Genomic DNA, 24,349 nt, shown 5'->3' with positions numbered 1-24,349 from the left:
GCGGCCTGCTACATCGGCGGGCGCTGGATCTGCAGCGGGTCGTCGGCGGGCGGCACCCCCTGCAGGGTCCGCGCCTGCGACTCGACGCCGGCCCAGCGCTTGACGTCCCCGACCGCCGCGGCCTGCTGCTCGGCGGGCAGCTTGGCGATGAGGCGGGCGCTGTGGTTCATGCCGGGCGCGACGTAGACGGCGGAGTCGCGGCTGCCCCGTCCCAGGGTGAACGGCTCCGCGCCCCACGGGTCGTTGGAGCCGTACAGGAACAGCATGTGGTTCGCGTTCTGCCGCACCCAGCGGTCGATGTCGCGCATGGCGCGGCCCCGGTCGAACCGCATCGGGATGTCGCGCGGCACGTAGGTGCGGGGCTGGTAGCTCTCCTCGTAGCGCAGCAGCGGCCGCAGGTGCTTGAACTTGGGCGACGGCCAGCCGAGCTGGGTTCCCGCCTGGTAGTAGTACGGGATGTACGGCGAGAGCCCCTGGTCGCTGTAGAACGACAGCCCGGAGACCGTGTCGAGGATCTGGTAGATCTCGTCGTCGGAGGCGTCCGCCGCGGGCAGCGACGGGCAGTCCGACTGCAGGCTGTACTGCCAGAACGCCCACTCGAAGTCCATCACGGAGTTCTCGAAGGCGCGGTCCATCGTGCGCAGGATGGTGAAGGTCAGGCCCTGCTCGTCGGCGGCGGCCTTGAAGCGCTGGAGCATGGCGGGGCGGCGCTTGAGGAACTCGCGCGCGAGCGCCTTGACGTGGGCGCGGCACTGGGGGTCGTCCCCGACGGTCTTGAAGAACGCGTCGTAGGCGCGGTCGTCGTTGTTGTTCACGTCGTTGGGCGCGACGTACACGACGCTGCCGTCGACGTCACCGGGGTAGAAGCGCTTGTGGTAGACGGCCGTCATGCCGCCCTTGCTGGCGCCGGTCGAGATCCACTTGCCCTTGTAGATGGTCTTGAGGGCGCCGATGAGCCGGTGCTCGTCGGTGGCGGCCTGCCAGATGGTGTCCTTGGTCCAGTCGGTCGGTTCGGGGCGGGACGGGGTGAAGTAGCGGTACTCGACCGAGATCTGGTTGCCGTCCACCAGGGCCGTCGGCTCGGCCGTGAACATCACCTCGGGGGTGTCGTAGCCGCTGGTGTAGAGCACCATGGGCTTGTCGGCCGACTTGTGCTGCAGCATGATGCGCTGCTCGAACCACTGCCCCCGGGGGTTGCGGTGGTCGACGGGCTGCCGGTACTCGAGCCAGAACCAGCGGACCCCGGGAATCGTGGAGTCCTTCTCCGTGACGGACATTCCCTGAATGGCCTGAAGCTGGTCCAGAATGTCGCCGGTCTGGGCCACCTGCCCGGTACCCGCCCGCACCGCACCGGCCTGCGTGGTGATCGCCGCATGCGCCGCCGTGGCGCCCGCCCCGGTCATTCCGGCGGCGAGCAGCAGTGCCGTCGCTCCTCGTGAGACGCGCCGCATTGTGCCCCTTTCAGGTGGGTTCTCCACATTCGCGTCGCGACACTAGAGGGAGAAGAGACCCTGAAACGGATTGCTGTGGCGCTTGTTACCTATCCGTGACGGCCCGGTTGTCACCGGGCACGCGCGTACAGAACCCCACGCACGCGGGCACGCGAAGGGGTGCTCAGGAGGTCACACGGGCGGGGTCAGGGACACTCCGTCGTCCCACGGGGCCAGCCGTTCGAAGAGGTGCTCGTCGTGCCAGCGCCCGTCCAGGTGGATGTGGCGGCGGGACGTCCCGACGGGCGTGAAGCCGTTATTGCGCAGGACGCGCTGGGACGCGTGGTTGTCGACCCTCGTGAAGGCTTCGACGCGATGCAGGCGCAGCGCGCCGAACGCCACGTCCAGGGCCTGCCCGAGCGCCTCTGTGGCCACACCGTGGCCGGCGTGCGCGCGCGCCACCCAGTAGCCGACGAAGCAACTCTGGAGAGGGCCGCGCAGGACGTTGTTGAGCGTGATCCGTCCGGCGATCTCACCGTCGACCAGGATGAGGCCCGGCCACATCTCCCCCACCGCGTACGCCTCGATGAGGTCGTGCAGGTTGTCGCGCTGGCCGTCGGCCGTGAAGTACGCGTCGTCCCGTTCCGGCTCCCATGGGCGCAGGTACTCGCGGTTCTCCCGGTACAGCGCGGCGAGCGGCTCGGCGTCCGCCATCTGGACGACGCGCAGCCGCACACCCGGCTGGCTCCGGTCGATCGCGGGCGGCGGCCCGGCCAGCGCGGTCATGCGTCCGGCGCCACGTAACGTCCGATGAACTCGCGCTCCTGTGGCGTGAAGCGCCGCAGCCGGTTCGCCTCCACGTCGAACGCGACGAGCGTCGAGGTCGCCTCCGCGTACACGTTCTCGTCGTCGCGCACCTCGTAGGCCAGCTTGAACGAGGCCGCGCGGGCCTCGGTCACCCACGTCTCCACCCGGATCGGGTAGACGGTCGGCAGCAGCGGCAGCCGGTAGTCGATCTCGTGCCGCGAGATCACCATGCCGCGGACGGGCTCCTCGCCCTTGCGCACCGGGTCGCCGTGGAACATCTCCAGCCGGGCGTCCTCCAGGTAGCCGAGGAACTTGACGTTGTTCACGTGGCCCTGCGAGTCGATGTCGCCGAACCGGATGTTGAACTCGTAGACGTGCCGGTACTCGGCCGGAGGCGTCCGCTGCATGTCCTCGCCTGGGGAATCGGGGAATCGGGGGTCGGCCCGATGTTACCCGGAGCGGGTCCGGTCCCTGGCGAGGCAGGGGTCGATGCGCGCGGAGAATCAATCCCGCGCGAAGGGATCGGTCACCGCGCCGGTCGGGAGCGCGGCCGAGGCGTTCTTCAGCAGCGCGACGAAATCGGCCAGGCAGGGGATGCACCGGGCCGCGTGGCGGCTCAGCTCCCGGATCCGCTCGTCGCTGAGCACCGCGTTCGCCGACGCCAGCGCCCGGACATGGGTACAGCGCCCCGGGGGTTCGGGCGGCGGCTCCCGGCGGCCCGCGAACCCGGCCAGCATCTCGTCGATCCGGTCGGCGGCCTCGGGATAGCCCGCGGCGTACGCCTCCGCGTACGCCCGCGCCGCCTCGGTCACCAGGTGCAGCTCCGCGCGGCCGCAGGCCCCGGCGAGCCGGTCGAGCGTCCGGCCGAGGCGCAGCGCGGCGTCGGCGTGGTCGCCGCCGGCCGCGACCCGGAACCAGCGGGCGGCCTCCGCGAGGTCGCCGTCCGCCTCGTGGCGGCAGCCGAGCTCGTACGCGGCCCGGTCGAGCCGCAGCGACTCCACGAACGCCGCGTGCCGCGCCCGCGCGATGTCGTCGCGCCGCCGGTACTCCTCCTCCACCTCGGCGAGGCCGACGGCGAACTCGGCCTCCGGCATGCCCGCGATCGCGGACGCCGCGGCGGCGAGCGCACCGTCCAGGGTCACGCGTCGACCCCCGCCGGCCGCACCAGCTCCGCCAGCCGCCCCCGCGCCCGCTCCACGTGCACCGCGGCGGCGGCCTCGCTCTCGTCCAGGATCTCCGCGACGTCCGGCATCGGGAACCCCAGCAGGCAGCGCAGCGCGACCGCCTCCCGCTGCCGGCGCGGCAGGGTCCGCACCGCCGCGAGCAGGCCGTCCGGCCCGGCGGCGGCCATCTCGTCCAGCGAGGTGCACTGCTCGCGCGCCTTCGCCTGCCAGCGGCGCAGCAGGGTCGTCGCGATGCGGAACAGCCACACGCCCGGCTTCTCGCAGGTGACCAGCTCGCCCCACGCGCAGCGCGCGGCGAGCATGCTCTCCCGCGCGACGTCCTCGACCCAGCGCCCGTCGGCCGTCTGCGCCCGCAGGTAGCCGGTGAGCAGCGGCGTCCAGTGCCGGTGGAACGCGGGGAACGACGTCAGCGACTCCCGCTCCGCGTTCACCGCGCCGCCCGCCCCGTCATCGTCGACCCGTCCACGAAACTCCTCTGCGGCACACGGCAACTGCTTTCACCCCAGTCTTACGCATAAAAGGGCCACCAGGGCTCACAATCCCCAACATCGCCCGCCGAGATCACGCGACCGGTGATCGAAAACACTAATGACCGCCAGGTCACTACATCATGGGCTCCACCTGCGGTGACACCACCGAGAAAGATCAATAAGAATGGCGCGCCGCCGCCGAATCAGACATTCACCCAACACTGCCACGAATCAAATTCGAGTTCTTCTCGGCGCCGGGAAACGCCTCCGCGATCACGACCGGCCGGCCGCACGCGGAAGGGCACCCATGGGAACGGCCCCGTGAAGACGTGCTTCACGGGGCCGCCGGACGAAGCGGTGCGCGCGGTCAGTCGCGGGTGAGCTTGCGGTGCGTCACCCGGTGCGGGCGGGCGGCGTCCGCGCCCAGGCGCTCGATCTTGTTCTTCTCGTAGTCGGCGAAGTTGCCCTCGAACCAGAACCAGTTCGAGCCCTCTTCCCACGCGAGGATGTGGGTGGCGATGCGGTCCAGGAACCACCGGTCGTGCGAGGTGATCACGGCGCAGCCGGGGAACTCCAGGAGCGCGTTCTCCAGGCTGGACAGGGTCTCGGTGTCCAGGTCGTTGGTCGGCTCGTCCAGCAGGAGGACGTTGCCGCCCATCTTCAGGGTCAGCGCCAGGTTGAGGCGGTTGCGCTCGCCGCCGGACAGGACGCCCGCCGGCTTCTGCTGGTCGGGGCCCTTGAACCCGAACGCCGCGACGTAGGCGCGGGACGGCATCTCGACCTGGCCGACGTTGATGTGGTCGAGACCGTCCGAGACGACCTCCCACACCGTCTTCTTGGGGTCGATGCCGCCGCGGCCCTGGTCGACGTAGGACACCTTGACGGTCTCGCCGAGCCGCAGCGTCCCGCCGTCCGGCTGCTCCTCACCGACGATCATGCGGAAGAGCGTGGTCTTGCCGACGCCGTTCGGGCCGATGACGCCGACGATGCCGTTCGGCGGCAGGTTGAACGACAGGTCGTCCATCAGCAGCCGGTCACCGAAGCCCTTGGTGAGCTTGTCGGCGACGATGACCGTGTTGCCGAGGCGCGGGCCCGGCGGGATCTGGATCTCCTCGAAGTCCAGCTTGCGGGTCTTGGCGGCCTCCGCCGCCATCTCCTCGTAGCGCTCCAGGCGGGCCTTGCTCTTGGTCTGCCGCGCCTTCGGGTTGGAGCGGACCCACTCCAGCTCGTCCTGGAGGCGCTTCTTGCGCTTGGCGTCCTTGTTGCCCTCGACCTTCAGCCGGTCGGCCTTCTTCTCCAGGTACGTGGAGTAGTTGCCCTCGTAGGGGTAGCAGCGGCCCCGGTCGAGCTCGAGGATCCAGGTGGCGACGTTGTCGAGGAAGTACCGGTCGTGCGTGACGGCCAGGACGGTGCCCTCGTACTTGGCGAGGAACTGCTCCAGCCACTGCACGCTCTCGGCGTCCAGGTGGTTGGTGGGCTCGTCCAGCAGCAGCAGGTCGGGGGCTTCGAGCAGGAGCTTGCACAGCGCGACGCGCCGGCGCTCACCACCCGACAGCTTCGTGACGTCGGCGTCGCCGGGCGGGCAGCGCAGCGCGTCCATCGCCTGCTCGAGCTGGCTGTCGAGGTCCCACGCGTTGCGGTGGTCGAGCTGCTCCTGGAGCTTGCCCATCTCCTCCATCAGCTCGTCGGAGTAGTCCGTCGCCATCTTCTCGGCGATCTCGTTGAACCGGTCGACCATCGCCTTGGTCTCGGCGACGCCCTCCTGCACGTTCCCGAGGACGTCCTTCTCCTCGTTCAGCGGCGGCTCCTGCTGGAGCATGCCGACCGTGTAGCCCGGCATCAGGCGCGCGTCGCCGTTCGAGGGCTGTTCCAGACCGGCCATCATCCGCAGCAGCGTCGACTTACCGGTGCCGTTCGGCCCGAGGACGCCGATCTTCGCGCCCGGGAGGAAATGCAGGGTGACGTCGTCGAGGACGACCTTGTCGCCATGTGCCTTGCGCACACGCTGCATCGTGTAGATGTACTCGGCCATATCGTCAAGCCTAGAGGGTCCTGGGACCGCTTCGTCGCCCCTTGGCGCCCGCCCGCCCGCCGAGCGCACCCGCGCACCCCGATCCCTGGGCGCCCGCGCGGTGAGCGGCCTCAGCCGCCCGCGGCCTTGGGGCCGTCCAGCGCGGGGAGGCAGACGCGGTCGCGGCCGGACGACTTGGCCCGGTACAGGGCCAGGTCGGCGGCGGCGAGCAGCTCCAGCAGGTCCTGGCCGTGGGTGCGGAAGAGGGCGACGCCCACGGAGACCGTGACCGTGACGGTTCCCTCCTCGGCCGGTACCGCGAGCCTGCGGACCCGGCCGCGGAGCCGCTCGGCGACCCGGCACGCCTCGACGGTGTCGGCGCCCGGCAGCAGCACCACGAACTCCTCGCCGCCGAACCGCCCCACCACGTCGTAGTCGCGCAGCTGGTGGCAGAGGGTGCTGGCCACCCCCACCAGCACCTGGTCGCCGATCAGATGGCCGTGGGTGTCGTTGACCCGTTTGAAGTGGTCGATGTCGATCAGGAGCAGGGCGACGGCGTCATGGGTGCGCTGCGCCCGGGACAGCTCGGTGTCGGCCTCCCGCTGCCAGGCGGACGCGTTCAGCAGGCCCGTCTTCGCGTCCGTGCGCGCGGCGGCCTGGAGCTGCTGGTGCATCAGGCTGCGCTGCAGCAGCATCACCGGCGGCAGCGCCAGCAGGAGCAGGCCCAGCGACAGCGCGCTGGTGATCGCCACGATGACGCCCACGCAGAGCTCGACCACGTCCAGCAGCAGGCTCTCGCGGTTCCACAGGACGTCCCGCCAGCGGCTCTCGGGGTTCGCCGCGTGCGCCGCGACCGCGACGATCGCCGTGTTGACCACGGTGAACAGCGCCGCGCAGCCGACGGCGGCCGGGATGCCCGGGTACGGATCGACGACCCACTGCGGGACGCCCTCCAGCGGCGCGGGCACCACCAGGTGGAACACCTGGGACGCGCACGCCCCGGCGATGCCGAGCGCACCGGCGACGATCGCCCGCCGGTAGACCAGCGTGCGGCGCACCCGGAACTGCAGCAGGGCCTGCAGCGGAACGGGGAGCAGCAGCGCGTACACCGGCGGCAGCAGCAGCGCCACCGGCAGCCACCAGGCCGACAGCAGGTCGCGGGCGACGCCGGCGGGCATGCCGAGCCGCCGGGTCGCCTCGATGCACATGGCCCCGCACGCCAGCAGGGCCGCGAACGTCACCAGCTCGCCGCTCCGGTACGGGGTCTCCGCCAGCCCGGCGACGACGAGCCCGAGGTGGACGGCGACGACCACCGGCACATAGACCACCAGCAGGGACGGACGCCCCGGTCGTACCCGGCGCCCGGGCTTGCCGGCCAGCTCCCCACCATGGTCCTCGGCGGACGACTGCACTGCCGTCATCCTTCCCCCTTACGCGCATCACGTTGTGTAACACGATAGTTGCAACGTGTGCGGAACGGGCGTGAAACAGGTACGTTCGGGAAGGCACATGCGGGTGACCGTTCCAGGCACCCGCATCAGGGCCCGCGGAATCGCGCGGGGCCCGGCTCATCCTGAGGGGGAAATCGTCATGCGCGGCATTTCCTGGATCTGACCAGGCCGCGGGACCCCGACGGCTCGGGGGCGAAGACCGGCGAACCGCGCCGGGCCACGCCCCCTGCCCCTCTCCGCCCGGCCCAGCCGACTGGACCGGCCGGCCCCCCGCGGCCACCCGCCGGGTGGCGTCAGGCGGCTTCGGTCTCCTCTTCCTCTTCCCCGGTGGGGGCCGTCAGGGCCCACTGGTCGGCGGTCTCGCGGGCGAGCCGGCGGTCCTCGTCGGTCAGGGGGCCGCTGCGCTGGGCGGGGCGGAAGTCCACGGTGCCGCGGTTCAGGTCGGGGCCCAGGGTGAGGGCCTCCACCTCGGCGGAGAAGCGCCACTGGTCATCGCGTTCGTACTGGCGGATGCGCAGCCGGCCGGTGAGCAGGACGGGCGTGCCGCGCCGCAGTTCGGACGCGTTGACGTTCTCCGCGAGGCCGCGCCAGCAGTTGACGGTGACGAACAGGGAGTCGTCGTCCTGCCACTGGTTGGTCTGGCGATCGAAGCGGCGGGGCGTGCAGCCGACGCGCAGGGAGAGGTACGGGGTGCCGTTCGCGGTGACGGCGTAGTGCGGTTCGGCGGCGACCCAGCCGGTGATGGTGACGTGAGCCTCGTTCACTGCGACCTCCGTTGTTCTCGGTGACGAGTCAACGGTGCCGCGCGGGCCCCGGGCCGGGCGGGGCGTCCCGGAATTGTGGATAACTCAGCCGAGCGCGACGTCCACGTCCTTGCGGAAGCGGGCGTAGACCTCCAGGTCGTCCTCGATGGGCTCGATGACCTTCTCGAACGCGACGGCCTCGATGCCCTGGCGCATGTGGTGCTCCATCTTCTCGCCGTGTTTGGCGGACGACAGCGCGACCAGGTTGCGGCAGGCGGACGCCGTGAGCCAGCCCATGCCGAGCGTGCACACGACCAGGACGGCCACGTAGGGGATCAGGCCCGCCTGGCCGATCAGGCCGGACGGGTCGTCCCCGCCCGCGCCGAGCAGGCCGTAGGCGACGAGGAAGCCGATCCAGACGACGCTGAGGACGGCGACCAGGATCAGGAAGTACTGCCAGGTCTTCACCAGCCACCACCAGCGCGGCACCGTGTTGAAGGTGGGCAGGGCCGCCTTCAGCGACTCGCCGAGCGCCTCGGGGATCTCGGTGGCGCGGGCGCGGGCCGCGGCCCGGACGGAGCGCCCCCAGTGGGTGGGGAGCTGGGGGGTGATGCCCTCGGTGACGCCCTGCAGCGCGTTATCGACGTCGCCCTGCTGGGCGCCGACCGGGCCGGTGAAGGCGTTGCGGAGCTCCTCGCGCAGCTCGGTGAGCCGCATCCGGCGCAGCGGGTCGGACCGCAGCCGGGCGATCATGGCGCTGACGGGCCAGCCGACGAAGTCGGCGGCGCGCAGCTCGTAAGCGCTCTCCATGGCCTCGGCGACGGCGGGCGCGCCGGCGGCGTCGGTGAAGGCCTGGATCAGCTCGTTGCGGCGGCCCTCGTCGACGGTGGTCGGCGGCTCGGCGTCGAAGCGGTAGGCGGTGAACCGCTCGGCGACCCGGTCGACGTCGGCGGACAGCCGTTCGGTGCGGGCGCGGCGGGCGGCGACGGTGTCGATCAGGACGTCCCGGAACCCGTGCACGCCGTCGGGCGCGACCGCCGACGTGGTCACGATGCGCGGGTCGGCGAGGCCCTCGGCCTCCAGCAGGCGGCGCAGGTCGGCGACGCAGTCGTCGATCTCGTGCGGGGCGAGCCGGTCGACCTGGTTGAGCACGATCAGGGTGACGCCGGTGTGCCGGGCGAACGGGACGATGTAGTTGCGGTGCAGGGCGGCGTCGGCGTACTTCTGCGGGTCGACGACCCAGACCAGCAGGTCGGCGATGGTGACGAACCGGTCGACCTCGGCGCGGTGGACGGCCTGGATGGAGTCGTGGTCGGGCAGGTCGATCAGCACGAGGCCCTGCAGCCCGGCGTCGGCGCGCTCCAGGTCGAGGGCGCTGGCGCGGGCGTAGCGGTGCCGCTTGTCGACGTCGAGCCAGTCGAGCAGCGGCCCGGCGCCGTCCAGCCCCCAGACGCAGGAGTGGGCCTTGGACGTCATCGGGCGGCGCATGCCGGTGGGCGACAGCTCGAGCCCGCAGATCGCGTTGAACAGGGACGACTTGCCGCTGCCGGTGCCGCCGGCGAGGGTGACGACGGTGTGGTCGCCGGACAGCCGCAGCCGCTGCCCGGCCCGGTCGAGCAGCGCGCCCGCGTCGTCCAGGACGGGCTGCTCGAGCCGCCCGTACCCGGCCTCGACGAGCCGGTCGAGGGCGTTGAGCCGGTCCACCAGCGCGGGCGGCCCGGCGGGGGCGGGGGCGTCGGGGGCCGGCCCGGTCGCGCCGGCGAGCGGGATCCCGCCGGTGCCGGCCGGCGAGTTCGCGGGGATGGCCGAGGTGGTCATCGGGCAACCTCGAGGTTGTAGGTGGCCTGGTACAGCTGGACGGGGACGGTCTCGTCGGGGATGCCCGCGGAGTCGAGCACCTGCCCGAACCTGATGGCCTCCTCGTCGAACAGCATCCCGATGCGGCTGCGCAGGTCGGCGCGGGCCTTGGCGCCCATGCCGCGCAGCGACTCGGCGCCGAACAGCGCCTTCAGCAGCCGCTGCGGGACGGCGCTGTTGCCGCCCTCGACGGCGACGTCGGACGTGCCGTAGCCGAGCAGGCCGATCATCAGGACGAGCGAGACGGCCTCGGTGTCGAACGAGACCAGCTTGGCGACCGAGCGCTTGGTGACGCCCTCGGTGCGGATCAGCTCCTGGACATGGTCCTGCCAGGAGCTGACGGCCCGGGTGACGCGCCGCGACAGCTCCGGGGAGACGTGCGCGAGGTCGGCGTCGGTCCCGGCGAGGACCTGCCGTCCCGCGGGGTGGTCGCGCCAGCGGGCGAGGACCTGCTCCGCGCCGTGCTCGGCGGACGCCATGATCAGCGATTCGAGCCCGCCGCGCAGCGCGGCCTTGAGCGCGCGGACCCGGGCCGGGCTGCGCCGCCCCGCCCGGCGGCCCGCGCCCCGGCCGCGCCGGGACCGCTGGACGTGCAGGGCCTTCAGCAGGTCGCCGGTGCCGGCGAAGTCCTGCCAGCGGGCGAGGACCTCACCGCGCAGCAGGGAGCCGTTGCGGGTGGCCTCGTCCAGCTCGGCGAGGGCGGTGCCGTAGCCGGCCTCGACCTCGCGGGCCAGCTCGGCGCGCTGCTCGACCTGCGCCTCGACCTGCCGGGCGACCTCGGGGACGCGGGTGCGGAGGCTGTCCAGGACGGCGGCGAGGGTGTCGCTGATGACGATCTCGCGGTCCTCGGCGTCCTCGGCGACGCCGGTCAGCCAGGCGCGGATGTCCTCGACGGTCTCCTCGGGGAGCCGGCTGTTCTCGACGCGGGTCTCGGGGATGGTGAAGCGCTGCGCGTCGCCGACCTCGTGCTCGTCCAGCATCTCGCCGAAGTGCTCGACGACCTCGGCGCCGGCGCCGTCGGGGACCCGGGACAGGACGACGCCGATGGTCGCGCCGTTCTCCTTGGCGCGCTGGAGCATCTGCCACACCTGGGCGTCGGCGTACCGGGCGGCGGTGGTGACGCACAGCCACAGGTCGGCGGCGGCCATCAGCTTGGTGGCGAACTCGTAGTGGTCCTCGAAGACGGAGTCGAAGTCGGGGCTGTCGAGGAGGGCGAGGCCGGGCGGCAGGACGTCGCTGCCGATGACGACGAGCTGGTCGCCGGCGATGGCGTCGGGCGCGGGGCCGCGGACGCGTCCCATGCCGGGCAGCATCGGCCCCTCCATGAACCACTCGGTGTGGTCGGGGTGGCAGACGAGGATGGGGCTGCTGGTGGTCGGGCGGAGCACGCCGGTGGCGCTCACGCGGGCACCGACGAGCGTGTTGACCAGGGTGGACTTGCCGGCGCCCGTCGATCCGCCGAGGACCACGAGCATCGGCGCGCCGGCGGCCTGGATGCGCGGGAGGACGTAGTCCTCCAGCTGGCCGCGCAGCTCGTCGCGGGCCTCGCGGGCCTCCTCGACGCCGGGGACGTCCAGCAGCAGGTCGAACGCGCCGAGCTGGTCGCGGAGCGCGGTCAGGGCGCGGATCAGCTCGCCCTGCCGGACCGTCCCGCCGCCGGTGCGGGCGGCGCGGCGGCGGCCGGCGCCCCTCGGCCGGGCGGGCGGGGCCGCCCGCTCCGGCTCGGCGGCGGGCTCGGCGGCTTCGGCTGCGGCGGGCTCGGCTGCGGGGGTCTCGGAGGCGGGGGTCTCGGGGGCGTTCTCGTCGGGCACGGCGTCCTTCTCGGGCACGGCGCCGTCGGGCGCGGAGTCCTCGATTCCGCGTCCCCGGCCGGCGGCCTTCTCGTCGTGGACCGCGCTTCGCTCTGCGGGGGGTGTCACGGATCCCGTCCCATGTCCGCTCGAATCATGTCGATCTCTCGTGCCACGGTGACCACGTCGCCGACCACCGCGATCGCCGGGGGCCTGACCTCGGCGGCGGCCATCTCGTCGGCCACCGTGCCCAGCGTCGCCGTCAGCGTCCGCTGGCCGGGGAGCGTGCCGTCCTGTACCACGGCCACCGGCGTGTCGGACGATCGACCATAGCGCATGAGGGCGGATGCGATGAGCGCCATCCGCTCCACCGCCATGAGCAGGACGATCGTGCCCTGCGCGCGCCCCAGCCCGGCCCAGTCGACGGTGGAGTCGGGGTGGTCCGGGGGGACGTGGGCGGAGACGACGTGGAACTCCTGCGAGACGCCCCGGTGGGTGACCGGGATGCCCGCGGCGGACGGCACGGCGACCGCGCTGGTGATGCCCGGGACGACCGTGACGGGCACGCCGTGCCGGGCGCAGTACAGGGCCTCCTCGCCGCCGCGGCCGAACACGAACGGGTCGCCGCCCTTGAGCCGGACGACGAAGCGCCCCGCTCTGGCGTGCTCGACCAGGTACTCGTTGATGCGGTCCTGGGTGACGGTCCGGCCGTAGGGGATCTTCGCGGCGTCGATCACCTCGACGTCGGCGGCCAGCTCGTCGAGCAGGCCGCCCGGGGCGAGCCGGTCGGTGACGACGACGTCGGCCATCGCGAGCAGCTGCCGGCCGCGCACGGTGATCAGGCCGGGGTCGCCGGGCCCGCCGCCGACGAGCGCGACGCCGGCGGGCTTGCGGCGGGACCGCCGGGACTCCAGGGCGCCGTCGCGGAGCCCCTCCACCACGGCGTCGCGGATGCCCGCCGCGCGCCGGGGGTCGCCGCCGAGCAGCACGCCCACGGTCGCGTCGCCCGCGTGGCCGCTGGCGGGCGTCCAGGCGGGGGACGACTCGGCGTCGTCGGCCCGGACCGCCCAGATCCGCTTGGCCTCGGCCTCGGCGACCACGTCCCCGTTGACCGCCGCGTCGTCGGTGACGGCCTGCACCAGCCAGGCGCCCGCGCAGTCGCCGCGCTTGTAGGGCCGCCGGTGCCAGGTGATCCGGCCGCGTTCGGCGAGCCCTTCGAGGGTGGCGGTGACGTGCGGCGACACGAGGACGACCTCGGCGCCCGCGTCCAGCAGCGCGGGCACGCGGCGCTGGGCGACCCGGCCCCCGCCGACGACGAGGACGCGTCGCCCGCCGAGTCGCAGGCCTAGCAGGTACGGGGGCACGGGATGGTTCTCTCGGTCGGGTTCGGTGGTCGGCTGACGTGCGGTTCGTTCGACGTACGGGACGCTTGCGGACGACGGTGACCGGCAAGTTTCTTTGTGGAACAAAGGTACTCGGGATATGGAGTCCATGCAGAGGGGCTCCGCCCAGTCGATAGCCGAGCGTGACTCAACCGTTGATCACGCCGGGGCGGGCCCGCCGGGGGCGCCGTCCCCGGCCGCGCCGGGCTTCTCGCTGACGCCCGCCGAGTCGAACGTGGCGACCTCGTGCAGGACCCGCACCGCGCCCTGGACCAGCGGCAACGCCAGCAGGGCGCCGGTTCCCTCGCCGAGCCTCAGCTCCAGGTCGACCAGCGGCCGCAGGCCGAGGGCGGCGACGGCGGCGGCGTGGCCGGGCTCGGCCGAGCGGTGCCCGGCGACGCACCCGCCGAGGGCGTCCGGGCACAGCGCGGCGGCGGCCAGCGCGGCGGCGCCCGCGATCACCCCGTCCAGGACGACCGGGACGCGCAGCGCGGCCGCGCCGAGGACGAATCCGGCGAGCGCGGCGTGCTCCAGCCCGCCGACGGCCGCGAGGACGTCCAGCGGCGCCGTGCCGTGGCCGGGCGCGAGGCCGTGGCGGTCGAGGGCGGCGCGGACGACCGCGACCTTGCGCGCGTGGGTGGCGTCGTCGATGCCGGTGCCGCGGCCGGTGACGTCCTCCGGCGGGAGGCCGGTGAACGCGGCGATCAGCGCGGCGGACGCGGTGGTGTTGGCGATCCCCATGTCCCCGGTGATCAGGCACCTCGCGCCCCCGGCGGCCAGCTCGCGGGCCACGGTGATGCCGGTCTCGACGGCGCGGCGGGTCTGCTCGGGGGTCATCGCGGGCCCGGCCGTCATGTCGGCGGTGCCGGGGGCGATCTTGCGGCGGAGCAGGCCGGGGGCGGCGTCCAGCTCGGCGGCGACGCCCACGTCGACCACGCTGACGCCGGCGCCGACCTGGGCGGCGAACGCGTTGACGACGGCGCCGCCGGCCAGGAAGTTGGCCACCATCTGCGCGGTGACCTCCTGCGGCCACGGGGTGACGCCCTGCGCGTGGACGCCGTGGTCGGCGGCGAACACCGCGACGGCGGCGGGCTCGGGCAGCGGCGGCGGGCACCGCCCCGCCAGCCCGGCGAGCCTGACCGACACCTCCTCCAGGACGCCGAGCGACCCGGGCGGCTTGGTCAGCCGCGCCTGGTGGTCGCGGGCGTCCCGGATGGCCGCCTCGTCCAGCGGGGCGATGGCGGCGACGGTCTCGTCGATCAGATCCACGGCGTCCTCTCTGCGTTCTTCGTGCTTTCCGTGCTCTCTGTGCTCTCTGTGCTCTCCGTGCTCTTGGCGGTGTCCGGCGGTCATATGCCGAGCTCGCCGAGCACGCCGAGCAGCCGGTCGTTGGCCGGACGGTCGCGGACGGCGATGCGCAGCCAGTCGGAGCCGAGCCCAGGGAAGGTGTCACCGCGCCTCACCGCGTAGCCGCGCTGCCTGAGGAGCGCTCTGATGCCGAGGGCGTCCGGCACGCACAGGCACAGGAACGACGCGCGCGCTTCGGGGACGACGTACAGGCCGCGTCCGGTCAGCTCAGCGGCCAGCCTGTCGCGTTCCGCACCGAGCTGGACGGCCCATGCCTCGGCCTCGGCGACGGCCTCCGGCGACGAGCAGGCTTCGACGGCGACGAGTGCGGGGGTGGACACGGCCCAGAGCGGCTGCGCTTCTGCGAGCCGTCCCACCAGGTGGGGGTCGGCCAGGACGTAGCCCGCGCGGAGCCCGGCGAGCCCCCACGTCTTGGTCAGGGACCGGATGACCACGACCCCGGTGGGGAGCCGGCTTGCGAGGGACTCGGGTTCGCCCGGGACGACGTCCATGAACGCCTCGTCGACGACGACCGTCCGGCCGGGCCTGGCGAGCGCGGCGACGGCGTCCGCCGGGTGCAGGACCGACGTGGGGTTGGTGGGGTTGCCGACCACCACGAGGTCGGCGTCCTCGGGGACGAGCCCGGGGTCGAGGACGAAGTCCTTGCTGAGGATGACCCGCTCCACCTCGTGCCCGGCGGCCCGCAGCGCGGCCTCGGGCTCGGTGAACTGCGGGTGCACCACCACCGCCCGGCGGGGCGCGAGGACCCGCGCGAGCAGCACGAACGCCTCCGCGGCACCGGCGGTGAGCAGCACCTCCTCGACGGACCTGCCGTGCCGCCGCGCGACGGCCCGGCGGGCCGGGCGCGGGTCGGGGTAGGCGGCGAGGTCCGCGACGGACGCGCGGATGCGCTCGGCCAGCCATTCGGGGGGCATGCCCGTGCGGACGTTGACGGCGAAGTCGGCGAGCCCGCCGCCGATCTCCGCGTCGCCGTGGTGGCGCAGATCGACCTCGTACGCGGCGCTCATGCGCGCGCCGCCTCGTGGTAGAGCAGGGCGTTGACGGCGGCCGCCGCGACCGCGGAGCCGCCCTTCTCCGAGACGTTGCTGAGCTGCGGCAGCCCGCTGGCGCGCAGCGCCTCCTTGGCCTCGCAGGCGCCGACGAACCCGACCGGCATGCCGATGACCAGCGCCGGATCGACCCGCCGGGCGATGATCTCGAAGATCGCCTCGGGGGCGGAGCCGACCACCCAGACCGCGCCCGGGCCGACCTCGGAGTAGGACAGCCGGACGGCCGCGGCCGAGCGCGGGATGCCGGCGGCGCGGGCCATCCGGAGGGCGGCCTGGTCGGCGGCGTGGCAGACCGTCTCGCGCGCGGTGATCCCGGCGGCCACCATGCCCTCGTCGGTGACGATCGGCGCCCCGCCGCGCAGCGCCGCCCACCCGCGGGCGAGGTGCTCCTCGCTGGTCAGCAGGTCCACCGCGTACTCCAGGTCGGCGGTGGCGTGGATCACCCGCTCGGCGACGGCGCGCCACAGCGGCGGCATCGGGGACAGGTCGACCCGGGACCGCAGGATCTCGTACGACCGGACCTCGATCGGGTGGGGCTGACGGACGGTCAACTGCGCTCCTCCAGTGCTCCGGATGCCTGCTTCCGGACGGGGCTACCAGGGTGTCACGGCACGCCGGGCGGTATGTCCGGCTCGTCGGGCGGAGCGGGGATCGTCTCGATGGGACGGTCCGTCCGGGGCGCCCGCCGCGCCGGGGCCGGGGCGTCCCGCTCCCCCCAGACGACGGCCACCGGTTCTCCCGGCCGCTCGGGTGGGGTCAGCCGGGCCGCCTGGAGCTGGACGGCGCCGGAGGTGAAGCCGTGCTCGCCCAGGGTGTCCAGTATGACCTGAACGTCGCCGAGCGCGGGAACGGCGACGAGGCGGGACGGCCTGAGCTCGGCGCACACCCGGACGGCCTCCGCCACGGCCTGCCCGGAGAGCACGCCCGGCCCGAGGAACACGGCGTCGGGCCGGGGCAGGTGGCCGGCGGCGGACCGGACGTCCCCGGACGCCATCGCCACCTTGACCCCGTGCAGGCGCACGTTCCGCCGGACGCGGTCGCTCGCCGCGTAGTCGCGGTCAAGCGCGACCACGGCGGCGCCGAAGCGCGCGCACTCGATGCCCACCGAGCCGTCTCCCGACTCCACGTCCCACACCATGTCGCCGATGCCAGGACCGAGCTTCGCCAGGACGAACGCCCGTACCTCCGGGCTCAGGCCGGCCTTATCACCGGCCCCTTCACCAACCCCACCACCGAAGGCGTCAGCGGGCAGCGCCCACCCGGCGGGGGTGCGCGGAGGTCCGGTGATCCAGGTCGTCTCCCCCAGGGCATGCCGGTTGTCCAGGACGAGCACCACGTCAGGGCTGTTCCAGGGACGAGTGGTGGCCTCCGCCGGACGGACGTACACGACCCGCTCCCCGGGCCCGCCCAGGTCCTCGCAGACTACGAACGAACGAGGCGTCACCGGGAAGAGCGCGCGCGCCAGTTCCGCAGGCCCCGCACCGGGCCCGGTCAGCACGGCCACCTTCGGGTGGGCGCGGCACGCGTTCACCGCCTGCCTGAGGTGCCCGTCCCTGGCGGAGACCACGACGGCGTCCTCCCACGGCAGCCCCGCCTGAGCGAAAGCCCGCGCCACCAGCGGCGTCGCGGGGATGGCCTCAGGCGCGTACCCCTGTTCGAGGAGTTCGCGGACAATGCCGAAGTACCCCGGATCCCCGTCCACGACCAGCACGACGTCCTGGTCGGCGGCGTCGGCCTCCTCCAGGAGCTCCCGCAAGGCCCCGGCCACGTCGTCGGCGGCCACCGTGCGCGCGCCCGGCGGCAATGGCAGACCGTCGAGCAGGCGAGCTTCACCCACCACCAGCGCGGCACTCTCCAAAGCCGCCACGGCCGCGCCGGAAAGCGGCGAACCATCGCGGCCGACGACCGTAAGCATCGCCCTGCCCTGCCAATCGCCTACCGAACCACTCGCCTACCGACCCACTCGAAGACCGAGCCGATCGCCGACCCAGCGGCGGCTCCCGAAGCGGAGCCGCTCCCCCGGCGGGCGGACGGTCACCGGGCCATCCGCCCGTACACGCCGACCATGCGCTCCCCCGCCGCGTCCACCAGGACGACCTGCGCCGCGACCGGCGCGTCCTGCGCGTCCGGCGCCCCGGCCGCCTCGGCGGCGACGCGCTCCAGCTCACCGGCCGTCCGGCGGCACAGCTCCCGCCCGCAGGGCCCGAGCTTGCCCGCCGCCTCCCACAGCGCGTACACGTCGCGCGGACTCGCCGCCCGGGAGACCTCCCCGGCCAGAGCGACCCCGCAGTCCATGTCGAGCGTGACCGACTCCAGCAGGCCCGCCATGCCGCCCAGCACGGCGATCTGCTCGCCCAGGCCAGCGACCAGCACGACCTGCGCGACCCCCTCCTCGACCGCCGTCGCGACCGCGTCGCGGACCCCGGCCGCGCCCGCGCCGGCCGGGACGAAGCGCTCCTCCGGCAGCTTCGGAAGCATCCGATGGGCCGCCTCGCGCGCGCCCTCCCCGTACATCACGAGCGTCCGTTCCGTCGCGGTCACTGCTGCCGTCCCTCCTCGTCGTCGGCGCCGAGCCTCGCGGAGGCGCCGCCCGGACGCGACGGCGGCGCGCCGCGCGGCGGCGGATCGGTCGCGATCCGGCTGAACACGATCATGTCCCGGTTGACGCCGTCCGCGTCGCGCTCGGCGCCGCGCGCGATGCCCTCGCGCACGTAGCCGCCCTTCTCCGCGACCCGGATCGAGGCGTGGTTGGTGACCATCGCCCGCAGCTCCACGCGGAACAGCCCGCGGTCGCGCAGCGCCCACTCGGTGATCAGGCCGAGCGCCTCGGTCGCGTGGCCGCGCCCGCGCGCGCCCGGCCGCATCCCGTACCCGACCTCGCACGTCAGCTGGGCCCAGTCCACCTTGAACAGCCCGATCGTGCCGACAAGGTCGCCGGTGCACCGCTCTGTCACCGCGAGATGGATGCCGAGACCCAGGTTCTGAATGTTGTGGACGCCCGTCCGGAGGAACCAGGCGAGGGGCTCGGCCTCCAGGACGGTCGGGAAGTTGGGCGGCAGGAAGTCCTCCCCGGCGCGGATCACCTCGATCAGCGTCGCGGCGTCCTCCAGGCCGAACGGGCGGAGGACGAGCCGCTCACCGGTCAGGCGCACGTCCCCCTCGAAGCCGTTCACGCACGCTCCCCTCACCCCGCCCGCACGGCGCGGGCCGCCCGCACAGAATAGGCTGCGACGGTGAGCTACCAGCGCCTGTCCCCGGACGAACGGCGTGCCCAGATCCTGGCCGTCGCTCGGCGGATGTTCACCGAGCTTCCGTACGCGGAGGTGTCCACGGCCGCGATCGCCCGGGAGACCGGCGTGCAGCGCGGCCTGATCCACTACTACTTCGGGACGAAGCGCGAGCTGTTCCTGAAGGTCGTCCAGGGCCTGACGGCGTCCGCCGCGATGCAGGCCCCGCCGCCGGACGACCGGCTGACGCTGCCCGAGTCCGTCGAGCTGCTGGTGAACCTGTTCCTGGACACCGCCGAGCAGAACGCGACGACCTGGTTCGCGGCGCTGGACGCCGAGGGCTTCGGCCAGGACCCCGAGCTCCTGCGGATCGTCAACCGGTTCAAGGACCAGGCGGTCGAGCACATGCTCGCCGTCCTGCGGGTGCCGGAGCCGACGGAGACGCTGCGGGCCGTCCTGCGCGTCTACTCCGGGCTGGTGGACGCGGCGACGCGGCAGTGGCTGCAGGAGAAGACGCTCGACCGCGAGCAGGTGCACACGCTGCTCTCCCGGTCGCTGATGACGATGGTCAGCGACATCGGCCCCGCCCTGGAGAAGGACTGACCCCGGCGGGACCGACCGCGGCGGGACCGCCGCCCGCGGGAGGCCCGGCCGCCCGCCAGGGGCCCGGCCGTCAGGACGAGAACGCGGCGCCCGGGACGGCGAACCAGACGGCCTTGCCGCGCACGGGCGGCCCCAGCCGGGAGAAGGTGCGCCGCAGCCCCCAGAGCCCGCCGGACAGGTCCCGGACGATGCTGAGCCCGCGGCCGCAGTCGCCGGACGTCCACGAGTAGCCGGGCAGCGCGGCGTCGGCGAACGCGTCGAAGACCGCGCAGCGGATCTCCCGCGCCCGGCCGCCGCCCCGGTACAGCCACAGTTCGTGGGGGCCGTGCCCGCCCGCATGCTGGTAGGCGTTGGTCGCCAGCTCGCTGGCCATGAGCAGCGCGTCGGCGGCGGGGTCCGGCGGCACGCCGAGCGAACCGAGGGCGTCGCGCAGGACGCGGCGGGCGTGCCCGGCGCAGCCGGGGCCGCCCGGCAGGGCCCAGACCCAGCCGGGCATGCCGTCGCCGGTCGCGTCGTCGCCGTCGCGCGCGGCGGGCAGCAGGCCCTCCGCCCCGGTGAGGATGAAGGGGTCGTTCGTGGCGTCCGCCGTAGGCTCGGCCGGCGTGCTCTTCACGGGTCCTCCCGTGGTCAACGTGCCCGGGCACGTGACCGCCGCCGTCACTGTGGGTCTTCGGGCGGTCACGGATTCAAGACTCTCGTGAGAATCTCACGATCGCAAGCGCCTTCCCGGAATTGCCCGGCACGCAGCGCGGGGTTTCCCAATCGCATTGTGACGGGCGGCGAGAGTCGCAAGACTCCACTCCCATGACCTACCGCCCCACCGTCCGTGGCCGCCGCCTCGCGCGGGAGCTCCGTAAGCTGCGCGAGGAGCAGGGCCTCACCCTGCAGGAGGTGGCGGACCGGCTCGACTGGTCGCGCGCCACCGTCTCCCGGCTCGAGACGAGCCAGACCCGCCCGAAGCCCGGCGACATCGCCGACATCCTCGACCTCTACGGGGTCCCGAGCCCGGACCGCGACGCGCTCATCACCCTCGCCCGGCAGGCGGGCCAGCGCGGCTGGTGGACCGCCTACCAGGACGTCTTCGCCGGCAGCTACGTCGCGCTGGAGGACGAGGCCTCCCACATCCGCACCTGGGACCCGCAGCTCGTGCACGGGCTGCTGCAGACCGAGCCGTACTCCCGCGCCGTGATCACGGCGGGCCGGCTGCTGCCCGCCCAGGAGGACATCGAGCGCCGCATCGCGGCCCGCAAGATCCGCCAGGCACTGCTGGACCGCGCGGAGGCGCCTCGCCTGCAGGTCATCTTCGACGAGTCGGTGCTGCACCGCCCGATCGGCGGCACGAAGGTGATGCGGGCCCAGCTGGAGGCGCTCGCCGCCGTCATGCAAACCCACCCAACCGTGACGATTCAGGTTCTTCCATATACAGCGCAGGAGCATGCGGGCCTCGACGGACGTTTCACCATATTGTCGTTTCCTGACCCCGCAGACCCCGATATCGCCTACGTCGAGGGCACTATGGGCGACGTTTACCTTGAGAGTGCCGAGGAAATAGCGAAGCATAGGTACCGCTTCGATCGGATCGAAGCGGAAGCCCTGTCCCCCGAGGAATCCGCGCACCTCATCGTCGAGGCAGCAAGGAGCAGCACGTGACCAACCTGCAGCGCGAACTCACCGGCGCCGTCTGGCGCAAGTCGTCCCGCAGCGGGAGCGGCGACCAGTGCGTCGAGGTGGCGCCACTGGCCCGCGACCTGCGTGCGGTGCGCGACTCCAAGGACCCCGCCGGACCGGCCCTGGTGCTGACGCCGTCCGCCTGGCGGGGCCTGCTGGACGCGATCAAGGAGAGCTAGCGAGCGGCCGGGGGCCGCGGCGGGCGACGCGCTCGCCGCGGCCCCCGCCCGTGTCCACGGCCCGTGCTCAGGGCCGGCGTCCAAGGCCCGCGCCCGCGGAACGGCCCCTTCCCCGAAACTAGAACGTGTTCTAGTATCGCGGTGCGTCGACAACCGGAGGGTGAACGTGACCGCGGAACTCAAGCTCGGCATCAACGTCGGCTACTGGCAGAGGGACCCCGACGACCAGACCGAGACGGTGCTGGCCGCCGAGCGCTGCGGCTACGACTCGGTGTTCACCGCCGAGGCGTACGGCTCGGACGCGTTCACCCCGCTGGCCTGGTACGCCGCCCGCACCTCCCGGATCAAGCTCGGCACCGCCGTCGTGCAGATGTCGGCGCGCACCCCGGCGGCCACCGCGATGCACGCGCTCACGCTGGACGCGCTGTCCGGCGGGCGGGTGATCCTCGGCCTCGGCGCGTCCGGCCCGCAGGTCGTGGAGGGCTGGTACGGGCAGCCGTTCCCCAAGCCGCTCGCCCGCACCCGCGAGTACCTCGACATCGTCCGCCAGGTGTGGCGCCGCGAAAGCCCGGTGACCAGCGAGGGCCCGCACTACCCGCTGCCGTACCCGGGCGGCGCCGGGCTCGGCAAGCCGCTGAAGTCGATCGTGCATCCCGTCCGCCCGGAGATCCCCGTCTACCTGGGCGCGGAGGGCCCGAAGAACGTCGCGCTGTCCGCCGAGGTCGCGCAGGGCTGGCTGCCGCTGTTCGTCGACCCGCGGCAGATCGACGCCCTCTTCGGCGCCTCGCTGGCGGACCGGCCGGACGGGTTCGAGATCGCCGCGACCGTCACCACGATCGTCACCGACGACGTCGCCGCCGCGCTGGAGTTCGCCAAGGTCCCGCTCGCCTTCTACATCGGCGGGATGGGCGCCAAGGAGCGCAACTTCCACCTCGACCTGATCGGCCGGCTCGGCTACGCGGAGCAGGCCGAGCGCGTCCAGGAGCTGTTCCTGGCCGGCCGCCGCGACGAGGCGATCAAGGCGGTGCCGGCCGAGCTGGCCGACGCCATCTCGCTGCTCGGCCCGCTCGGCCGCATCAAGGAGCGGCTCCAGCTCTGGCGCGACAGCCCCGTCACCACCCTGCTGATCGCCGGGGTGCGGGACGAGCCGACCCTGCGCGCCATCAAGGACATGGCCGACTCCTGACCGGGGATCCCGGCGCCGCTGCCGGGTTCGTCGGCATCTGACGAGATCGACTGCACATCACCGGGCGGAATGGAGGCATGTCTCCGGGTGCTGCACCGGATGCACCCAGAGACACGCACACCATTCGCGGACTGGAGATGGGACACACGATGTCCACGCAGGAGGCGGCCGCCAGGCTGCTCGTCAGGACCCTGGAGGCGGAGGGCGTCGAGTACGTCTTCGGCATCCCGGGCGAGGAGAACATCCACTTCGTCAACGCCCTGAACGACTCGTCGATCCGCTACATCCTCGTCCGGCACGAGCAGGGCGCGGCGTTCATGGCGGAGATCTACGGGCGCCTCACGGGCCGCGCCGGGGTGGCGTCCGCGACCCTCGGCCCCGGCGCGATCAACCTTCAGCTCGGCGTCGCCGACGCCACCACCAACAGCACCCCGGTCGTCGCGATCTCCGCCCAGGTCGGCCTGGACCGCATCTACAAGGAGTCGCACCAGATCATCGACCTGGTGTCGCTGTTCCGGCCGATCACCAAGTGGGCGGAGCTGGCGCCGCGCGCCCAAGCGCTGCCGGAGATGGTGCGCAAGGCGTTCAAGACCGCGCAGACCGAGCGGCCCGGCGCCGTGTACCTCGCCATCCCCGAGGACGTCGAGTCGGCGAAGGTCGACCCCGGCCTCGCGCCGCTGCCGGTGAACACCGTCCGGCCGCAGGAGCCGTCGCCGTCCCAGATCGCGCGCGCCGCCGACGTGCTCGCGCTCGCCCGGCGGCCGATCGTCCTCGCCGGGCACGGCGCCACCCGCGCCGGGGCGAGCGGCGCCCTGGTCTACTTCTCCGAGCGCCTCGGCCTGCCGGTCGCGACGACGTTCAACGGCAAGGGCATCTTCCCCGACGACCACCGCAACGCCCTCGGCGCCGTCGGCTTCATGCGGCACGACTACGTCAACTTCGGCTTCGACGAGGCGGACGTCCTGATCGCGGTCGGCTACGAGCTCCAGGAGTTCGACCCGGTCAAGGTCAACCCGGCCGCGGACAAGAAGATCATCCACATCCACCAGTTCCCCGCCGAGGTCGACGACCACTACCCGGTCGAGGTCGGCGTGCAGGGCGACATCTCCCGGTCGCTGCACGCGCTCGCCGACTCCGTCCACCGGCGCTTCGACCTGCCCTCGACCGGCCGGCGGATCCGCGAGATGCTGCGCGAGGAGCTCGCCGAGGGCGCCACCGAGGACGGCCACCCGCTGTCGCCGCGCCGCGTCGTCGCCGACATCCGCGCCGCCATGGGCCGCGAGGACATCGTCCTCGCCGACACCGGGGCGGTGAAGATGTGGATGGCGCGCATGTACCCGACCTACGAGCCGAACACGCTGCTGGTCTCCAACGGCCTGTCGTCGATGGGCTTCGCGGTGCCGGGCGCGATCGCCGCCAAGCTCGCCCGCCCCGACCGGCGGGTGCTCGCCGCGACCGGCGACGGCGCGTTCCTGATGAACTCCCAGGAGCTGGAGACGGCCGTCCGCGAGAACATCCCGATCACCGTGCTCATCTGGGACGACTCCGCCTACGGCCTGATCGGCTGGAAGATGGACCTCGAACTCGGCGCCAGCTCGCACATCGCGTTCGGCAACCCCGACTTCGTGAAGTACGCGGAGAGCTTCGGCGCCACCGGCCACCGGGTGGAGTCGGCCGCCGAACTGCTCCCCACCCTCCGCAAGGCCCTGGCCGAGGACACCGTCTCCGTCGTCACCGTCCCGGTCGACTACTCCCACAACCTGCGGCTGACCGACAAGCTGGGAGACCTCACCGATCCCTTCTGAACCTGCCCGCGTCCCTTCTGAACCTGCCCGCGCCTGATGCGAGCGCGTCAGACATCCCTGGAGGTTGAATGTCAAGCGGCGAGGTCGTGGTGGTGGTGTGACCATGCGGTGGTCTGGTCGTAGGTGGTGTGGGTTTTGA

At 73.0% G+C, this 24,349-nt stretch carries 23 protein-coding genes; 5 read left to right on the top strand and 18 right to left on the bottom strand.

What is annotated here, in order from left to right; translation table 11 throughout:
* Nucleotides 1-8: 8 nt before the first annotated feature.
* The 17 genes from CHF16_RS33855 to CHF16_RS33775 all read right to left on the bottom strand — a co-directional run bounded on the left by CHF16_RS33855 (nucleotide 9) and on the right by CHF16_RS33775 (nucleotide 18,715).
* Complete coding sequence (locus CHF16_RS33855; RefSeq protein ID WP_089330255.1) at nucleotides 9-1,451, bottom strand: S28 family serine protease; 1,443 nt, start codon at nucleotides 1,449-1,451, stop codon at nucleotides 9-11.
* Between the two features lie 171 nt (nucleotides 1,452-1,622).
* Entirely contained in the window at nucleotides 1,623-2,216 is a 594-nt protein-coding gene (locus CHF16_RS33850) for a GNAT family N-acetyltransferase (RefSeq protein WP_089330254.1), read from the bottom strand.
* A complete protein-coding gene (locus CHF16_RS33845; RefSeq protein WP_089330253.1) occupies nucleotides 2,213-2,644 on the bottom strand; it encodes an acyl-CoA thioesterase in 432 nt (143 codons plus the stop codon). Before CHF16_RS33845 ends, CHF16_RS33850 begins: the two co-directional genes overlap by 4 nt.
* 96 nt (nucleotides 2,645-2,740) lie before the next feature.
* A complete protein-coding gene (locus CHF16_RS33840) occupies nucleotides 2,741-3,379 on the bottom strand; it encodes a hypothetical protein (protein ID WP_089330252.1) in 639 nt (212 codons plus the stop codon).
* Nucleotides 3,376-3,912 (bottom strand): RNA polymerase sigma factor, encoded by a 537-nt coding sequence (locus tag CHF16_RS33835; RefSeq protein ID WP_179271830.1) that lies wholly within the window; start codon nucleotides 3,910-3,912, stop codon nucleotides 3,376-3,378. Before CHF16_RS33835 ends, CHF16_RS33840 begins: the two co-directional genes overlap by 4 nt.
* 346 nt (nucleotides 3,913-4,258) lie before the next feature.
* The gene (ettA, locus tag CHF16_RS33830) at nucleotides 4,259-5,923 is read right to left on the bottom strand and encodes an energy-dependent translational throttle protein EttA (RefSeq protein WP_089330250.1); all 1,665 of its coding nucleotides are present in this window, start codon (nucleotides 5,921-5,923) and stop codon (nucleotides 4,259-4,261) included.
* 110 nt (nucleotides 5,924-6,033) lie between these two features.
* Entirely contained in the window at nucleotides 6,034-7,323 is a 1,290-nt protein-coding gene (locus tag CHF16_RS33825) for a sensor domain-containing diguanylate cyclase (protein WP_089330249.1), read from the bottom strand.
* Nucleotides 7,324-7,646: 323 nt separating this feature from the next.
* A complete protein-coding gene (locus CHF16_RS33820) occupies nucleotides 7,647-8,117 on the bottom strand; it encodes a single-stranded DNA-binding protein (protein WP_089330248.1) in 471 nt (156 codons plus the stop codon).
* A gap of 84 nt (nucleotides 8,118-8,201) precedes the next feature.
* Nucleotides 8,202-9,914 carry a GTPase family protein gene (locus tag CHF16_RS33815; protein ID WP_089330247.1) on the bottom strand — a complete coding sequence of 571 codons (1,713 nt, stop codon included), beginning with the start codon at nucleotides 9,912-9,914 and terminating at the stop codon, nucleotides 8,202-8,204.
* Complete coding sequence (locus tag CHF16_RS33810; protein ID WP_245869695.1) at nucleotides 9,911-11,872, bottom strand: dynamin family protein; 1,962 nt, start codon at nucleotides 11,870-11,872, stop codon at nucleotides 9,911-9,913. The genes CHF16_RS33815 and CHF16_RS33810 overlap by 4 nt, the downstream gene beginning before the upstream one ends.
* Complete coding sequence (gene cobA, locus CHF16_RS33805; protein ID WP_245869694.1) at nucleotides 11,869-13,107, bottom strand: uroporphyrinogen-III C-methyltransferase; 1,239 nt, start codon at nucleotides 13,105-13,107, stop codon at nucleotides 11,869-11,871. Before cobA ends, CHF16_RS33810 begins: the two co-directional genes overlap by 4 nt.
* A gap of 177 nt (nucleotides 13,108-13,284) precedes the next feature.
* Entirely contained in the window at nucleotides 13,285-14,394 is a 1,110-nt protein-coding gene (cobT, locus tag CHF16_RS33800) for a nicotinate-nucleotide--dimethylbenzimidazole phosphoribosyltransferase (protein ID WP_089330245.1), read from the bottom strand.
* An 80-nt stretch (nucleotides 14,395-14,474) separates the two neighbouring features.
* On the bottom strand, nucleotides 14,475-15,500 hold the full coding sequence (gene cobC / locus CHF16_RS33795; RefSeq protein ID WP_089330244.1) for an Rv2231c family histidinol phosphate aminotransferase CobC: 1,026 nt from the start codon (nucleotides 15,498-15,500) through the stop codon (nucleotides 14,475-14,477).
* Nucleotides 15,497-16,093, bottom strand: a complete 597-nt coding sequence (locus CHF16_RS33790; RefSeq protein WP_089330243.1) for a precorrin-8X methylmutase — start codon at nucleotides 16,091-16,093, stop codon at nucleotides 15,497-15,499. The genes cobC and CHF16_RS33790 overlap by 4 nt, the downstream gene beginning before the upstream one ends.
* Nucleotides 16,094-16,146: 53 nt before the next feature.
* Nucleotides 16,147-17,457 carry a precorrin-6y C5,15-methyltransferase (decarboxylating) subunit CbiE gene (gene cbiE, locus CHF16_RS33785; RefSeq protein ID WP_089330242.1) on the bottom strand — a complete coding sequence of 437 codons (1,311 nt, stop codon included), beginning with the start codon at nucleotides 17,455-17,457 and terminating at the stop codon, nucleotides 16,147-16,149.
* Between the two features lie 119 nt (nucleotides 17,458-17,576).
* Nucleotides 17,577-18,083 carry a hypothetical protein gene (locus CHF16_RS33780; RefSeq protein WP_089330241.1) on the bottom strand — a complete coding sequence of 169 codons (507 nt, stop codon included), beginning with the start codon at nucleotides 18,081-18,083 and terminating at the stop codon, nucleotides 17,577-17,579.
* Entirely contained in the window at nucleotides 18,080-18,715 is a 636-nt protein-coding gene (locus CHF16_RS33775) for a GNAT family N-acetyltransferase (RefSeq protein WP_089330240.1), read from the bottom strand. Before CHF16_RS33775 ends, CHF16_RS33780 begins: the two co-directional genes overlap by 4 nt.
* Before the next feature lie 60 nt (nucleotides 18,716-18,775).
* Here CHF16_RS33775 and CHF16_RS33770 point away from each other — a divergent pair, with 60 nt between their 5' ends.
* Entirely contained in the window at nucleotides 18,776-19,372 is a 597-nt protein-coding gene (locus CHF16_RS33770; protein ID WP_143228220.1) for a TetR/AcrR family transcriptional regulator, read from the top strand.
* Nucleotides 19,373-19,442: 70 nt separating this feature from the next.
* Here CHF16_RS33770 and CHF16_RS33765 read toward each other — a convergent pair whose 3' ends face one another.
* Nucleotides 19,443-19,985 (bottom strand): ATP-binding protein, encoded by a 543-nt coding sequence (locus CHF16_RS33765; RefSeq protein ID WP_089330238.1) that lies wholly within the window; start codon nucleotides 19,983-19,985, stop codon nucleotides 19,443-19,445.
* A 191-nt stretch (nucleotides 19,986-20,176) separates the two neighbouring features.
* On the opposite strand from CHF16_RS33765, the gene CHF16_RS33760 reads away from it, so the two are divergent.
* The 4 genes from CHF16_RS33760 to CHF16_RS33745 all read left to right on the top strand — a co-directional run bounded on the left by CHF16_RS33760 (nucleotide 20,177) and on the right by CHF16_RS33745 (nucleotide 24,210).
* A complete protein-coding gene (locus CHF16_RS33760; protein ID WP_089330237.1) occupies nucleotides 20,177-21,022 on the top strand; it encodes a helix-turn-helix domain-containing protein in 846 nt (281 codons plus the stop codon).
* Nucleotides 21,019-21,219, top strand: coding sequence for a DUF397 domain-containing protein (locus tag CHF16_RS33755; RefSeq protein ID WP_089330236.1), 201 nt, complete (start codon nucleotides 21,019-21,021; stop codon nucleotides 21,217-21,219). The genes CHF16_RS33760 and CHF16_RS33755 overlap by 4 nt, the downstream gene beginning before the upstream one ends.
* 166 nt (nucleotides 21,220-21,385) lie before the next feature.
* The gene (locus CHF16_RS33750; RefSeq protein WP_089330284.1) at nucleotides 21,386-22,405 is read left to right on the top strand and encodes an LLM class F420-dependent oxidoreductase; all 1,020 of its coding nucleotides are present in this window, start codon (nucleotides 21,386-21,388) and stop codon (nucleotides 22,403-22,405) included.
* 149 nt (nucleotides 22,406-22,554) lie between these two features.
* The gene (locus tag CHF16_RS33745; protein ID WP_089330235.1) at nucleotides 22,555-24,210 is read left to right on the top strand and encodes an acetolactate synthase large subunit; all 1,656 of its coding nucleotides are present in this window, start codon (nucleotides 22,555-22,557) and stop codon (nucleotides 24,208-24,210) included.
* Nucleotides 24,211-24,349 lie beyond the last annotated feature (139 nt).

This window comes from Actinomadura meyerae (assembly GCF_900188445.1).
Classification (GTDB): domain Bacteria; phylum Actinomycetota; class Actinomycetes; order Streptosporangiales; family Streptosporangiaceae; genus Spirillospora; species Spirillospora meyerae.
This window is presented reverse-complemented; position numbering and strand designations above follow the sequence as displayed.

Bases quoted from the DNA above. Each gene is read 5' to 3' on its own strand.
- CHF16_RS33855 (WP_089330255.1), bottom strand. From the start codon at position 1,451: ATGCGGCGCGTCTCACGAGGAGCGACGGCACTGCTGCTCGCCGCCGGA.
- CHF16_RS33850 (WP_089330254.1), bottom strand. From the start codon at position 2,216: ATGACCGCGCTGGCCGGGCCGCCGCCCGCGATCGACCGGAGCCAGCCG.
- CHF16_RS33845 (WP_089330253.1), bottom strand. From the start codon at position 2,644: ATGCAGCGGACGCCTCCGGCCGAGTACCGGCACGTCTACGAGTTCAAC.
- ettA (WP_089330250.1), bottom strand. From the start codon at position 5,923: ATGGCCGAGTACATCTACACGATGCAGCGTGTGCGCAAGGCACATGGC.
- CHF16_RS33825 (WP_089330249.1), bottom strand. From the start codon at position 7,323: ATGACGGCAGTGCAGTCGTCCGCCGAGGACCATGGTGGGGAGCTGGCC.
- CHF16_RS33815 (WP_089330247.1), bottom strand. From the start codon at position 9,914: ATGACCACCTCGGCCATCCCCGCGAACTCGCCGGCCGGCACCGGCGGG.
- cobC (WP_089330244.1), bottom strand. From the start codon at position 15,500: ATGAGCGCCGCGTACGAGGTCGATCTGCGCCACCACGGCGACGCGGAG.
- cbiE (WP_089330242.1), bottom strand. From the start codon at position 17,457: ATGCTTACGGTCGTCGGCCGCGATGGTTCGCCGCTTTCCGGCGCGGCC.
- CHF16_RS33760 (WP_089330237.1), top strand. From the start codon at position 20,177: ATGACCTACCGCCCCACCGTCCGTGGCCGCCGCCTCGCGCGGGAGCTC.
- CHF16_RS33745 (WP_089330235.1), top strand. From the start codon at position 22,555: ATGTCCACGCAGGAGGCGGCCGCCAGGCTGCTCGTCAGGACCCTGGAG.